A 15550-nucleotide genomic window follows, 5' to 3' on the forward strand; every position below is an offset into this window, starting at 1 on the left:
TTAAATACCCGATATAATCTTTTATTTCTTAATCTGCCATTCAGTAAATACAGTTTCGAATATCTTCTCGACAGATTCGTGCTCAAGATACCAAAGTGGAAATCCGAAATGAAAGCTGTTAGCCGGGACAGATGTGCCCCTGAGTGGAACTCTGTAAGCATTCTTTGTCAGTATAAGCCCTACGGGTGAATTGTTGAACTCTGAAAATTCACTACAGGCTTTCATACGATACATTGGATGGAACCAGTCGAGATGTCCGGAAATGCCCTCATTCTCCATATCATCTGGACCGTCGAAAGTCTCAACATACCACAACCCGCACCGCGATGGATCACTCGATTCGTAGTGCCAATCCCAAAACCAGCCCGGTCCTGTGATATTCTCATTCAACTTAAGAGTATCAGGAAGTCCAGGATACATCGATGTTACAGGGTCATTTCGGTCAAGTATCGCCATAGTCATCGAATTATCGGCAAAATCTTCATAATCCGCATAAGCGATTTTATTCATTACTCTTACACCGTAATCAGCGTATACCATGCAGTCCTCATAAGATTCGTCATTTTCATTTCCGATAAGGTCGTTTTCTATAGATATCGGAAATCTTTGATCATTACGTTCTTTACGGTTGAAATCGTCCCCATCGAAACAGTCAGTTAATCCACCTCCGGAACGCGCGCTGTACCCGTATGTCAACACATGCCCTCCTGTGTGTAGAAACAACTTTATAAGATTGAGGCTAATCTCGCTTCCGGAAGAACTTTCAGCGGACTCGCTCTCTCCCACAAACTCGAGATTCTTCTTCCATTCACTCTCTGTGCTTGAACTATATATCCAGATAATATTCTTGTAATCAGCGATATCGGATATTTCCAAAGCCCCTAGAGTAGTGGGATAGACATCACCCGCGGGAAATTGAGCGTCATTAAAATTCGATCCCAGGTTATCATTAATTATACCTGCGAGAAAATTATCGTGATCATCCTCTATAGGTAACTGCCCATTCCAGTTTGTTTGAGTTCCCATATAACTTATCCAGTCATCTACGAGCAGAAGGTCCCTTTCCATTTCAAACTGTACAATCTGTATCCTTATAAGTCCTCTGGATACATGCCCCGCGTCATCTTTTGCTTCTACATAAAGAGTATGTGAACCCGTAGTCCATTCTTTCGTACATTGTTTGTAGTCAAGCCCAAAAGTTGAAACATCCCATTCTTCAGCATCCTGTGTATTAATAATATCCCAGCCATACCTGTATCCTACTATCATCCCTCCATACTCAATGGCATTTGCTGACCAAGAAAAATTCAATTCAACTCCCGGAGGTAAAAAGACTTCCTTCGGCTGGGAACTGGTTCCGGTGAATGTTGAACTCCCAATAGTCGCTTCTCTGATAGTCAAATTGGGTGTCTTATTCGGAGAAACAACAAAATCTCTTAAATTACCTTTCTGGTCAGCATCCCTCTTCATAATTGATGTTACGGCGCCTGCTTCATCCTTTGCCTGAATCGCGAAAATGTACTTGCCGGCTGAGGGAATTAATTCTTCACCAATATCATCTCCATATACTACCCCGGATCCCTCCCCGGTCGAAGAATATTCTTTCCAATCTCCCCACAGAGAATAAAATTTCTTCGGCGAACTATTCATGCTGTCAGCGATATTATACTCATTTGGTTTATCTTGCCCCTCAGGATACAAATTACCTATATCCTTTAAAGACGAGCATAAATATCTTATTGATTCAGGAAACTGTTTATTGTCAGGTGAATCTATAAAGTCAGTTGCTTTCCAGCCAAATGTTATAACGACACTATAGTTCCTGGCAGTTCCTTTAGGTTTCTCAATTGTGCATGTCGGGGAAAGGGTCCAAGATGTAAATGAAACATGTTCAACCTTCGAGATTGCTCCCTCTTTATCAATAGCTCTTATAAAAAAGGTGTTGGTCTTCTCAAATTTCGTATATTCAGAATCTTCTTCCCATCGGGATGAAACACTGTCACACTGAAACGCGAATATTTTGTCATTGTAAACTTTAATCTCCGTTGAATCTTTATCGGTATACGTGAAGGCTTTTTCCCACTCTACCATTGTGTCAGCTGGTGAAAAGCCGTAGGGATCTCCGCTTACAATAATATATTCACAATATTCAACCTCACCGTCAGGATCGAAGGAATCCCAGTAAAAATGAATTTTATAAGATGTTGTTGACCTCTCAATCGGTACACGGGTGAGTCTGACAACCGGAGGTTTGTTTTCTGCCATTTCACCCGTAAAGAGGTCTTCAGAACAACCAATAAAAACAGACGCTGCCAGCAAAATAATAAGCGGGAAGATAGCCGATCGGAATATTAACATTACTAATTAACCTCCTGCCTTGATCCTACAGTCCCGATGAATAACCCAATCTGGTAATCACCAGCTGTTTTCAATATAAAACTGCCCTTCCAGAGTATCCTTCCTGGCATAATTGCCGAGGTTACCGCCACTGGAATAGATATCTCCACCGGGTGTACTCCTTATCTTTTGTTTGAATATACAACTATTTTCCTCAGGATCAAATTCACAATCTCTTCCAAGGTCAAAACCTATAATATGCCAGTTCTGAACTCCCGAAGGTATCTCCCCAAGTCTGGTTGTATCAACTGCACCTCCGGATAAAGGTATATTAATTCTAATATCCTTCAATAATATATTATCTGTGTCCGGATAGAGCATTTTGTTCTCATCTCTCAAATTAGAATTTCCTTCAACCCAGTAATACCAGGATTTGACCGCGGACCATGGGGGATCTCTGCTATCATCATGTCCTGTGGCTCTAAGCAAAATAGGATAATACAAACTTTCTACGCCTGTAGACCCAATAACAGGGACAGGTCTGACCTCCCCCTCTGAGTTCAGATACGATTCCGGACAGCTGAAACACCAATTGCCGATATCAGTCGGATCGGCAAGTTTCAGAGGATCCAGCGGAACAAATATTGTATCATCATCCGAGTACGGATTTACCACATACTCAAACACACCTACCTCGAAACTCTCCACTGTCGGTTGAAAATTTCCGTAAAAAGTAACTTCGGCAGGGGTATGATCATATCTATACTGCTCGTCGTATGAACGAACTGAAAATATATATTCACCCGAACCTATAGTCATCGAAACTGAATCGATCTCTCCGGGATTGTTGTTTTCAGCATTTACCAGTATTGGAAAGTATGGTGTTGAAGCAGATGACATTTGATCTTCAAGATTTGAATAGCGGTTGGTCTGAAGCTTGTATTTGAATCTAATTGGAATTGGAGGGTCATATTCAAGTATATCTCTTTGATCATCCCACCCTGTATAGTTGATCCGTAATACTGAATTTAAGGGGAGAGTATCAAGATTGACATCAGAAAAACTCACCGTGTCGCTATCCGCTTCACCATATTGATTCAGGAAGTAATTATCACCCCACAACACCTTGGTATCAGGGTCGAAATTTATTACAATATGACATAATCCATCTCCCGATACGGGATTGGCTTCAGACTGAGCTCCAGCCTGATCACGGGCAACTCCTCTGAAATAAAAATCTCCATTTTCAAGAGGATTATCCTTCGTATTCATCGCGGTAGCGGTATTAAGGGTATCGAATCCCCCGTATTCATCTTTTATGTAATATTTATTATCCTCGGAGGGGAATTCAACAATTTCACCGGGTGCGGGAATATAGGGTTCATCTGAAGGAAAATTCGGATCTTTCTTATCACGCGGATAAGTAACACCGCTTACTGACCAATTATAGCCCGTAATTACGTCTCCCGCAACTTCTGTAATGCCCTGGAATTTGAATCTCAAAGGTGTAAACAGGCTGACCGTATCGAGTGAAGAGGGATCATATGAGTTATAAGGTTTATCTCCTATCTTAACCCAATAGTTAATTACAGGAACCGCGTCCACGGTGGCAAAGAATTGTATTCTCGCCGGGGTTTCATCAATTAAACCGCCGTCATCTACCGCGGCGATGTGAAACGCCTGCCTATTTCTGGTTTCTTTCTTTTCAGCGTCATACCCTTCAAACATGATGACAGTATCAGTTCTGGTTGTAAAATTTCCCTTTAAGTAATCAGATTTTCTGTTGGCTGGATTCCAGTCGAGCATTTCCGCGTTTCTATCTTCAAGAGGCGTTAATGTTCTGAGCGAATCTGATATATAAAATATGTATTTACTTATCATTCCATCTTTGTCTTCACCGTGCCAGTATAGATGTACTTTGTAATCAGCGTTAAGTGTTTCCGGAGGAGCGTATGTAAGGTATGTTTCAGGTTCCCTGTTTTTGTCAAGGGGCTCCTCCTCGAGCCTGCACCCTGAATAAATAAAAAATGCCATAACTGTTAATATAGCAGAAACTAACACACACAATGTCTTTATAATCTTCATAATCTTTCCTTTTAATATCAAGATTATCATACTGTTTTCAACAGGTATAATATATGTAATCACTTCCATTAAAGTCAATGAAAAAAATAGACAGATAACCCCTGTTCAAAGCTGTATTCGCGTTAATAAAATCAAAATTAGTATCTAAATAGCAAAAAAAGTGGCCGGGAGAAGACCCGGCCACTTAAGGCTAACCATAACAATCCAAACGACCGGCTTTATCTAAGCAGGATCATCTTTCTTGTCTGGGAGTAGTCTTTGGTGTCCATACGATAGAAATATACACCGCTCGCAACGCTAGCGCCTCTGTTGTTGATTCCGTTCCAGGTCTCTGTGTTAAGACCGCTGTCGCGTACGTCGTTTACAAGTGTGTTTACAAGCCTACCCGCAACATCATATATCTGTATCGATACATGACCCTTCGCCTTCATATTATACTTGATGGTCGTACTCGGGTTGAAGGGGTTGGGATAGTTGCCGTGAAGCTTTGTGAATGCCGGTGTATCCTCGACATCTGTGATTTCCCCGTTTACTCCATTTTCGAAGAAAAAGAATGCCTTCTCCAGGAATTCATTTCTTATAGGAGCACCCGAAGAATTAGCGTCGCGCATAGCCATTATGCTGAAGCCAGTTGTAATAGCTCTCTTCGGCATATTCGTGGTTGTTGTATCATCCATCGCGACAGCAGCGAAGCTGCCGTCAGGATATGTCAACGCGCCGGACGCATGAGTCTCATTGACGTCGAGTACATCCAACTGATTAATGATAGGACAACCGCCGAAGGCATAGAAAGCTTCCAGTCCGTCGAAAGGTCCGCCGGCAACTGGGGATACAAGTGGTGAAATTACTCCGCCGCCTGTATATCCACCGGTGCGATTGTAATAGCTGTTATTTACAAGCTGTACACCGAGAGTGTTAGTCATGAAACTGGTAGCGGTGGCAAAGGTGAGGTTTGTAATTACGCCGTCACCCATAACAAGCAGGTTCGTAGCGTGACCTTCACCATCGATATCATCAGCCCAACCCTCGAGAAGCGCGCAATCGTCTTCTTTACTGTCTGTTCCATTATTTATGGTTCCGATATCAAGATCGCCGGAATCCCATATAATCTTTTCATAGAACATACTCAGTTTATCCACATTGATGCGGCTCGCAAGGCCGTTTCCAACGCCTGAAGTAGGCGCGTTAACGTCATAACGGTCATAGGGTGAAGCACTGACAGCGTTAAGCGCGGGTGTCATGTAGTCATCAACTCGGCCATTCCAGCTTCCTCTATGCTCAAAATCGTCTACATAGAGTATGCTGTAAACAGTAGGCTGTGTCGGTAGACATTCCCACTCAAAACTTCCGCCCTCAAGAGCGTTCGAAGGCAGATAGTTTGTTTCAGCGTTAATATCCGTCGCTGAGAAATAATATTCGATAACGTGATCATAAGTGAAGATCGCGTCGTTAATATCGAACATATATTCATCGGCTACCTTTGTTGAAGGACTACCAACTCTTGCGTTTCTACCCTGTACCTTAAACCAAGTGCCGTCGGCTACAGGTGTCGGAAGAGCATAGGGGCCAACTTCGCCGGTATCAACAGATGCCGCGAAATCAGCGGCGACAGCTCCGGAAATGGCGTCATACACTTTAAAATGCATATAGACTTCGGCTGTCGCGCCGGGGCCATTTTCATATCCGCTGGCATCGACTCCAGCAATTGCTCCGGCTACAGGTGAAGTTACCTGAACCGTGACTGAATCACCGGGATCAATTCTATTCGGCTCTTCACTTGAAGCAATGTCGTTAGCCGCGTCAGCTCTCACAAATCCGGTATAATCCGCGTTAGGCGGGAAATTATCCTGGAATAGATCGAGGTGGCGGTAACTCCACTGAGGACCGCTGGTTTTCACACGTTCAACATATACATTGTCAAACCATGGTGAAGGACTATGGTTTGTGCATGTTCCATAATATCCGCCCCATACGTCGCACATATCGGAAACACCGAAATTAAGCTGAAGTATGGAATCCGGCTTAACAAGATCACTTACGTTTTCGCCCGTAAAGAGATAATCCTGATCCGGACCGTAATAGACATAGTTTCTGTCTTTCCATGATCCTGGACAACCGTCTTCTACATTACGAACTCCCCAGGTATAGAATACCAGGTTGTCGAGAGGCAGATCGCGGTAGACCTGGAACCTGAACAGTACTCCGCCGAACTTAGGAAGATCGGCTGAAGGAATGGCAGTGTCCTGGACATGGGTTTGTGTAGATGAGTATTTCATCATGTCAATCGGGGGTGATATAATTCCCTCGTTCTGACATGGCGCTGCAGTACCGGATTCGTTAAGACAACGAGGTGTCACGTACATACCGGGATAAAGATCCTGGCGTGATGAAAGCTCAGTTGAACCTACAAGGAAACCCCACTGAGTTCCATAGTCATCATGACATGGATCAGGTTCCATAAGGCCAGTCAACTTACCGCTGTGAATGCCGTAAGCAGGCTCGCCGAATGAAGTCCAGAAAGTCGTGTTGTTATCGCCAACTGTAGATGCTTCAAAATCCTCTGTATTCAGAACAGCAGCGTCAGCGGTAACTTCAATGTCATCGAGTATGATACCGCCGTCTGTGTTCAGGAGACCATCCTGATCACTCCACGCGCCGTCCGCGGTAAAGTGGAAACGGAACTTAGTGCTGGTTCCGGTTTCCGCTGACGTAAGAGAAATTACGTCAACCGTGTCATGATAACCGCCGTATGTTCTGTGTGTAACCCACTCATCGTTGCTGTCAAGGTAGTCCACATAGGCTTGATCATAACCTCCGCCTTCATTGTGGGCCACGGCGTGGTAGCTGAGCCCGACAGTACTCGTAAGAGTAATCAAATCACTCTCAAAGTGCTGATTCCAGTTATTACCATAACCGGGGGCTTCTCCCCAGGCACAGAGATAATTGCTGGTTCCTGGTCTCGTACCGCACCACATGGACTTCGTACCGGAAATCGGCACAAGTAAACCGTAATCTCCGCCCGCAAGTCCAACAAAATCATCGACGTGCCAGAATATACTCTGCTGAGCTGTGTGATCAACCGTCGTCCAGCCTTGAGCACTTTCGAAGCTGTATCTTACGATATGGTATGTATCAACAGCCGCAGCCTGATAGTAACCCGGGACACTGTCATCCGTAAGAAGTCCAGTGCCGTTCAGGGCTTTTTTAATCCTCTTGCTGCCTCTGTCGATATCACGCGCCGACACGGTACCGGCAAACATTGCAACAAGACAAATACCTAGTACAATTACTAAGGTCTTCTTCATTTCTTTATTCCCCCCAAGTGTTAAGAGAATAAGCTAATTTATTTATGTCGCTTGACCAGGATCGGCTGATTATTCGGCCGAATCAATATGTTACCCGCCTCCTTTGTAGCTAGATTCGGCAAACCAGCGGGGCCCCCTTCCGTTTTTAGTTCCAAATTTATGTCGAGTAAGCCTGGACTCCAACGGTGGCCGGCGTAAGGCAAAAACCCCACTTTACACGAAAACCACCCCTTTACAGGGTTCTCGACCCTATTCAAGGACTATCGTATTGTACCATAGAATCATTTGTCATGTCAAGAGGGAAACTGCTCTTTTCTCAATATAGGTAATTACCCTGTAACTTTGCCGTTACTAAAATATTGCCCTGATTTTGGGGGAATGTCCAATAATGAACCTTTATTTTTAATTCTGATGTTAATTCTTAAACGGGATCAAGAACTATCCTTGATTCCCCCCAACAAGACACACCGCTTACCCGCGCCGTCAAATCAGTATAATATTAAACTGACGGGGCTATTCTTCGGTTATTCTGGAATAATCACAAGTGTAAGAAAAGGCGGAACTTAAAGCGCGCAGAAAAGACAACCTGTTCTTCTTTGTTTTTTCATCATTACAATTCACAAGAACTTCATCGAAATATCTATTTACGGGCTCGACCAACTCTTCCCGTAATAATGAGAAAACCATTTCCTCTCTCTCTTCACTCCTCAGTCTCAAAATCCCCGCCGCCGACTCTATGGCGGCATCAAACAGATCCTTCTCGGCTTTATCTATGAAAAGTCCCGGGTCGAAAGTCATCTTCTCGATATCTCCGCCGGCTAGCAGTCCAAGCATTTCTAATCCGTCAATTCCAATATCGCTTTCTGAAAGGTCTCCCGCTATATTTGCTATCCTTTTCATCGCGAGAATAAAAGGAGAAAGTACTCCGTCATCTCTCATACGAGTAAGTTGGACAGCCATCTTCCTTGTCAAAAAAGGCACGTTCCAACCGGCTGACATAAGAGCGGTCACTATATCATGACCGAACCCCTCGGCGCGGAGCATATTGAAAAAACGCCGGCTAAAGAATTCATAGATTGCGTCAAAGAGGGATGTACCTTCCCCCTCAACATCTTTAAATAGAGACAAACTCACATTTACAGCCCGAGGAAGTGAAACCGGAATCTCCTTCTCGATCATAAGACGCAGGACACCCATCGCCTGTCTGCGAAGGGCGTATGGATCCACAGACCCGGTGGGCTGGCAACGCAGAATATACCCTCCGGAAATGTTATCGATTTTGTCGGCGCAGGAAAGAATAACACCGGCATATCCTTCGGGAATATCATCCCCGGCGAAGCGGGGCAGATTGTGTTCATATACTGCTTCCGCCACACTCTCTTCTTCTCCGGAAACCCTCGCGTACTCCCTTCCCATATAACCTTCCAGCAGAGTAAATTCTTTCCCGTCCCTTACCATTTCACTCGCGAGATCGGCTTTCGCGAGTTTCGCGGCCCTTGAGATTACAGATGAAAGACCGTCACCGGCGGGGTTCCACTCCGACATAATCCAGAGAGCAAGCTTTTCCATCCTCGAGGATTTTTCAGCCAGACTGCCCAGGCCCTCCATCCACACAATATCTTCAAGTTTCTCCGCCATCTCAGAAAGCGGCAGTGAAGTATCTTCATTGTAATAAAATTCCGCGTCGGCGAGCCGGGCCTGAAGCACCCTCTCATACCCCCCGATTATCTCTTTCCGGTTCTTCCTGACCCCGTCGGCAAAGGCTATAAAAAAGGGTTTGAGCTTCCCGTTTCCGTCCTCAACTGAAAAATATTTCTGATGGCTCCTTAGAGCTGTAACAATAACTCTTCGGGGTAATTTCAGGAAGCTGTCATCAAATCTGCCCGTAAAGGGCACAGGAGATTCAAGGAGGTTGGCAACGGTGGCAACGAGCTTATCATCCGGGACTACTTTCGCCTTGATCTTCCGAGCTTCTCTTCGCAAAGCTTCAGCCACCTTTTTCCTTCTCTTTACGGGATCCAGAATAATCCCGTTTTTCTTCATAAGCGAAAAATACCCGTCTATGTCTTCAACTTTCGTGTATTCGTCAAAAAAGGGGTTGACTCTGGTCTTCCTGCCCGAGGAAACCGAACCAATGGTTAACTTGAATGCTTTCTTCCCCAGAAAAGATAGTATCCATCTGAGGGGTCTGGCAAAGCGCAGACCACTGCCGTCCCAGCGCATAGTCTTGGGGAATTTAAGCCCCGTTATCCAGTCAGGTACTATTTCCATAAGGAGTTCATTGGTCTTTCTACCCTGAATTTTCTTTACGACCGCGAGATATTCCCCCTTCTTCCTGCGAACTTTCTTAAGGTCCTCCGCGGAGACATTTTGCGATTTAGCAAACCCGTAAGCGGCCTTCGTGTATTCGCCCCTGTCAGATACCGCGGCTGAAATCGGAGGGCCGGTAATTTCTTCTTCAACAGTTCTCTGTTTACTTGCCAGATCAGTTACGTAGATAACAATTCTATTTGGAGTTCCGAGGACGTAAACGGAATCAAATCCTACCCTTTTATCTTCAAGTTCCGAAGCGCATTTCTTTTCCAGCTGCTCAAGAGCAAGGTCGAGATAACTGCTCGGCAGATTCTCGCAGCCTACTTCAAGTAGAAAATTTCTTCCCATCGATTCTCCTTTCTGCACCCTCAAAGCTCCGCGTCAATCCCGTTTTTCTAAAAAAACCTTTCAGGTTCCGGTTCTCTCCAACCTTTATTACAGTAATTGGACAAACCGGCCTAATAAGCTTTCTGACTCGCGAGCAGGGGAAACCCGCCCGTCTCTCTTACCGCTACATATTCCGCGGCTACTTCTTTCGCGAGGTCTCTTATCCTCGCGATATAACTGGTTCTTTCCGAAACACTCACAGCCCCCCTGGCGTCAAGTATATTAAAAATGTGAGAACATCTGAGCACATAATCATAAGATGGAAATATAAGCCCTTCCTTGAGCATCCTCTTCGCCTCTTTATAGTAATTATCAAATATCTTGAAATACATGCTGATATCGGCTTTTTCGAAATTAAAGGAGCTGAAATCCTTTTCGAACTGATAATAGATATCCCCCCATTTAATCCCCGCTCCCCATTCGATCTCCATAATATCATCGACACCCTGTATATACATGCATATTCTCTCAAGTCCGTAAGTTATCTCTGTTGATACGGGGTCCAGCTCTAATCCCCCCGCCTGTTGAAAATATGTAAACTGAGTAATTTCCATGCCGTCAAGCCATACTTCCCACCCAAGTCCGGATGCTCCGAGTGTGGGCGCTTCCCAATCGTCTTCTATGAATCTGATATCGTGACGGGATGGATCGATGCCGATCGCTTCCAAGCTCTCAATGAACAGGGGGACAACATTACTCGGAGACGGCTTGAGTATAACCTGAAACTGATTGAACTGCTGTACCCTGTTGGGGTTTTCGCCGTACCTGCCGTCTTTTGGTCTTCTGGAAGGTTCAACGTAAGCCGCCTTCCAGGGTTCAGGCCCCAGAACTCTCAAGAATGTGGAAGGATTCATCGTTCCGGCTCCGACTTCAGAATTATTAGAGGTTACAAGCAGGCACCCCTTATCCATCCAGAAATGCTCCAGATCAAGTACAAGCTTCTGAAAGTTCACTTCAATTCACCCCTTTTAACAAACCAAGAGAAGAGGGAAGCTTGTAATTATCAAGATGCGATCTGAAAATCTCGTGCAGGAAACGTCCGATCTCCCTTCGTTCTCTTCTGCCAAGTCTTAATCCAATAATATCATTGTCCATAGGTTTTCTTTCCATACACTCTAATATATAAGAGGCGGATGCTGATATTAAAAACATACCTTCCCTGGCACATCTTTCACATCTAACATCCCCCGATGAAGTATTTATCCATAATCTCTCGCCGTCAAGATTCTTTCCACAACTTTGACACTTTTTAACAGACGGGAATAATCCCGTTAGTTTCAGCAGCTTTACTTCAAAAGTAAAAAACCCGGCCCACGGATCTTCAACAATGGGTAGAAGTGAAAAGAAATTATCGACGAGAGTAAATATCCTTTCATCTGTTTCCCGCTCTATGACTGAACGGTCCACAATCTCAATCGTCGCCTGGAAAATAAGCAGCCTTTTCAAATCACTTCCCGCTTCGCTGAAGGATGAACGGCAATTTATCTCTTTCAGGATATGAAGACCCCTTCCGGCTTTATAATAAAAAACAACCTCACATATATTGCCAGTCATAAGACTGCCGGAAAATCTCATTTTTCCCCTTTTAGCTCCCTTCGCCAACACTCTAACCTTACCGTTCTTCCTGGTTAACAAAACAGCAATCAGACTCGATTCACTATAATCAAAGGTTCTTAATACTACAGCATAGTCCTTGAGAATCATACTCATTACTACTCCGCGCGGAAACCTTTAGCCGCCTGTAAATCACTTGAGAAAGAGTGTGGCAATACTCAAATAAAAGATTATCCCGAGTATATCATTGAATGTAGTAATAAAAGGTCCAGTGGCAAGAGCTGGATCGATATTAATTTTATTGAGCAGCAGTGGAACCGATGTGCCTATAAGAGCCGCCCATAATACTACAGAAAAGAGGCAAAGCCCCAGAAGAGTCGCCAACTTGTAATCCTTAAGCCATATTACCACAACGATAAAGAGAATTGCTCCGAGAAATGTGCCGTTAAGAACTGACACCCTCAATTCCCTTAAAATCTTTCTTGTCGTATCGGAAAGACTGAACTCCCCCGTAGCTAATTCCCGGACAACAACCGCGGAGGATTGAATCCCCACATTTCCGCCCATAGCCATAATTACCGGCACAAAAAAGGCCAGAGAAAGAATCGATTCAAGAGATTCGCGGAATTCGCTCATAACAAGTGCTGCAGTAATCCCCCCGAAAAGAGCGGCAACGAGCCATGGTATTCTCGCCTTTGAAAGTCTCAGTGTGGATTTCGCCCAGAACTCTTCATCACCGGTACCCGCGAGACGCGAAATATCCTCGTTAGCTTCCTCCTCGATAACATCTATGATGTCATCAACCGTAATTCGCCCGAGGAGTTTCCCCTTTCCGTCAACCACGGCCACACTGTAGAGATCATATTTGGAGAATATCGCCGCCACTTTCTCCTGATCCATCTCCACATTAACCTTCTCAATATCTGTATCCATCACTTCAGAAACATCCATCCCGGGATTCTCAAGAATAAGCTTAACAACCGGTATTATACCAAGAAATACACCTTCTCTATCGACTACATACAAATTCTGTATGTTTTCAACCGTCCTGGCTTCATCTCTGACAAAATCTACAGCTTCGCCTATCGTAATATCTTCTCTGATCACAAGCAGCTCTTTGGCCATAATACCGCCGGCTGATTCTTCATCGAATTTCAGAAGAGCTACTATATCTCTATAATCTTCCCTGCTTACCCTTTCAAGTACGAGAGGGATCCTCTCGGCGGCCATAAGATTAATCAGGTCAGCGGCGTCATCGCTCGCCATTCTGTTTACGAGACGAGCTGTCGTTTCGGGTTCTAATTCTTCCAGGAATTTCCTTGATATCCCCTCGTCGAGAACAGGAAAGATTTCAGCGGATAAATCTATATCAATGGATTTAAATAAGAAAAGCGCGATTTCACTGTCCAGAGCCATCATTATTTCAGCAATATCAGGGGCTTTTAATCTATCAAAAATATCCGGCGAAAAGGTATAATCACCGGACATGTATTGTTTTGATATATATTCGACTCTTTTCTCTAACTCTTCTCTCATATCACTCCAATAACGAGCGGGTTCGGTTTAAAAACCTAAAGACTATCATAGCCTGGATTTAAGTCAAGCGCTATTTATTCAGGACTTTCCCCAATTTGGACAGCTTCCAGCCTCAGCTCCAAACCTAATCTTCCGTTTTAGGCATCCATCCGTGTGGGACAACCGGTTCACCCCGCGGAAAGTACGGCTTGAAGAACCCTCCTGATATAACCATTTTCAAGGCGCTCTCGACGGAACAACCAAGTTCTATTGTTTCCTCTTCGGGAACCATAAGAAAGTACCCCGAAGTCGGATTGGGGGTGGTTGGAAGGAAAACGCTTACAAAATCCCTGCCCTTACCATCAACTGTATTGAACTTTGAAGTAGCGGTAACAAATCCAATGGCGAAGGTGCCGGCAATAGGATACTGAATCATCACTGCTTTCTCGAAAACAGTTTTCCCGCTCCTTAAAAAAGCTTCACTGAGTTGTTTTACGGCAGTATACATCCGGCTGATAAGAGGAATTCTGTATACAAAGACTTCAAGCCATCCTATCACTCTCCTGCCAATAAAGTTTCCTCCAAAGACACCCGTTAGAAAAATAATCACCAGAACGCCGATAAATCCAAGCCCGGGAAAATAAATAAAGGGGTATTTCTCAACCAGTGGATTCAGAATATTATCAACTGAATTAAAGAATTGATAAAAAACCCACCCCGTAACAAGGATTGGAAGAAGAATTAATAAACCGGTTAAAAACCTCCTTCTCAGCCAACTCATTCGAACTGTCCTTTCTGCAAATAATAAATACTATCCATCTTCATCAATATTATTCAGATTCTTCCGGAAGGGTAATTTGAACATCTATTATACGCTGCCTGTTAAGATAATCAATACTGAAACTAAGCCCTTTATATTCGATTACCTCCCCTTCAATAGGAACTCTTCCTAATAAAGCGTAAAGAAATCCTCCAAGAGTATCGGCCTCTTCAGAAGGAACGGCTATTTTCAGAGCCTCATTTAGATCATTGATATTTATTCTTCCCTTCACAGAATATCGTCCCGGGGCAAGACGGCGTATCAGAGTGCCTTCCCTGTCATCTTCATCCCTTATCTCTCCGACTATTTCTTCCAGAATATCTTCGAGGGTTACAATTCCTGAGGTTCCTCCGTATTCATCAACTACTATCGCCATATGTTTTTTCTGATTCTTGAATTCTCTAAGCAAATTGTCGATTCTCTTTCCTTCCGGCACGTAATAAGCCTCTCTTAAAATTCTTTTTATTTCAAATTTTTCTTCATCATTCGCGACCACAGCCAAGTCTTTTACAAAAAGAATGCCGATAATATTATCCACACTTCCTTCATAAACCGGAACCCTTGAATTGCCGGCCTCGAAGACCATCTTGCGGATCTCATCAAGTTCCGTGTGGCTTTCGAGAGCAAAAATGTCCATTCGCGGAACCATTACCTCCCGGACTCTCTTCTCTCCAAATTCAACTATGCTGTGAACCAGCCTGCTCCCATTTTCTCTGATAAAACCCTCGCCGCCCTGATCACTGTCCGGAAACACAAAGAACGGAGAAGAGAATTCAGCTGAAAGCAGCGGAAACACTCTTTTAATAAAACGAAGCAGATATGTCGTCGCGGGTTTGAATAGAAAATAAACCGGGAATAAGGGACAGGAGATAAATAATGCTGTTTTAGCGGGATTACGGGTTGTGAACCCGGCCGCGGATATTGAAACAGCGAGAATAATGAGAACCATAATAATCAGCAAGAAGCCCGGTGACGCCGGCATTATATTTCCGGCTATCACCGGAAACATATATGAATATATTACTATCATAATAATTTCCGTGGATATTAAAGCTGTGATCAAATGCAGTCTTCCCCTGTGCAATATCCTAAAGCACGCGCTTACGATTCCTTCTCCGGGGAAGAGTTTTTCCCGGCTGATTCTTGACACTATAGCAAAAGAAAGAATACCGCATGATATCATAACCTGAATTAGGAGTAACATAAAAAACTCAAGAGATGATTTTAGAATTAT

The 15550-nt window shown here is 44.0% G+C and carries 10 protein-coding genes; 1 reads left to right on the plus strand and 9 read right to left on the minus strand.

Annotated features, from left to right (window positions below; all coding sequences use genetic code 11):
* Positions 1 to 21: 21 nt before the first annotated feature.
* The 9 genes from U5O15_06085 to U5O15_06125 form a co-directional block, all read right to left on the minus strand.
* Entirely contained in the window at positions 22 to 2358 is a 2337-nt protein-coding gene (locus U5O15_06085; GenBank protein ID MDZ7860221.1) for a hypothetical protein, read from the minus strand.
* A gap of 57 nt (positions 2359 to 2415) precedes the next feature.
* The gene (locus U5O15_06090; protein ID MDZ7860222.1) at positions 2416 to 4422 is read right to left on the minus strand and encodes a hypothetical protein; all 2007 of its coding nucleotides are present in this window, start codon (positions 4420 to 4422) and stop codon (positions 2416 to 2418) included.
* 218 nt (positions 4423 to 4640) lie between these two features.
* Positions 4641 to 7727 (minus strand): T9SS type A sorting domain-containing protein, encoded by a 3087-nt coding sequence (locus U5O15_06095; GenBank protein MDZ7860223.1) that lies wholly within the window; start codon positions 7725 to 7727, stop codon positions 4641 to 4643.
* Positions 7728 to 8240: 513 nt separating this feature from the next.
* Entirely contained in the window at positions 8241 to 10388 is a 2148-nt protein-coding gene (glyS, locus tag U5O15_06100) for a glycine--tRNA ligase subunit beta (protein ID MDZ7860224.1), read from the minus strand.
* A gap of 110 nt (positions 10389 to 10498) precedes the next feature.
* On the minus strand, positions 10499 to 11380 hold the full coding sequence (locus tag U5O15_06105) for a glycine--tRNA ligase subunit alpha (protein ID MDZ7860225.1): 882 nt from the start codon (positions 11378 to 11380) through the stop codon (positions 10499 to 10501).
* Position 11381: 1 nt separating this feature from the next.
* A complete protein-coding gene (gene recO / locus U5O15_06110; GenBank protein ID MDZ7860226.1) occupies positions 11382 to 12137 on the minus strand; it encodes a DNA repair protein RecO in 756 nt (251 codons plus the stop codon).
* A gap of 36 nt (positions 12138 to 12173) precedes the next feature.
* Positions 12174 to 13517 carry a magnesium transporter gene (mgtE, locus tag U5O15_06115; protein MDZ7860227.1) on the minus strand — a complete coding sequence of 448 codons (1344 nt, stop codon included), beginning with the start codon at positions 13515 to 13517 and terminating at the stop codon, positions 12174 to 12176.
* Between the two features lie 124 nt (positions 13518 to 13641).
* Positions 13642 to 14277 carry a DUF502 domain-containing protein gene (locus U5O15_06120; GenBank protein ID MDZ7860228.1) on the minus strand — a complete coding sequence of 212 codons (636 nt, stop codon included), beginning with the start codon at positions 14275 to 14277 and terminating at the stop codon, positions 13642 to 13644.
* 49 nt (positions 14278 to 14326) lie between these two features.
* Complete coding sequence (locus tag U5O15_06125) at positions 14327 to 15265, minus strand: hemolysin family protein (GenBank protein ID MDZ7860229.1); 939 nt, start codon at positions 15263 to 15265, stop codon at positions 14327 to 14329.
* Between U5O15_06125 and U5O15_06130 the strand changes: the two genes are divergently transcribed.
* Complete coding sequence (locus U5O15_06130; GenBank protein MDZ7860230.1) at positions 15255 to 15506, plus strand: hypothetical protein; 252 nt, start codon at positions 15255 to 15257, stop codon at positions 15504 to 15506. The genes U5O15_06125 and U5O15_06130 overlap by 11 nt on opposite strands.
* Positions 15507 to 15550 lie beyond the last annotated feature (44 nt).

It is taken from the genome of Candidatus Krumholzibacteriota bacterium, assembly GCA_034520215.1.
Lineage (GTDB): Bacteria > Krumholzibacteriota > Krumholzibacteriia > Krumholzibacteriales > WJIX01 > JAGHBT01.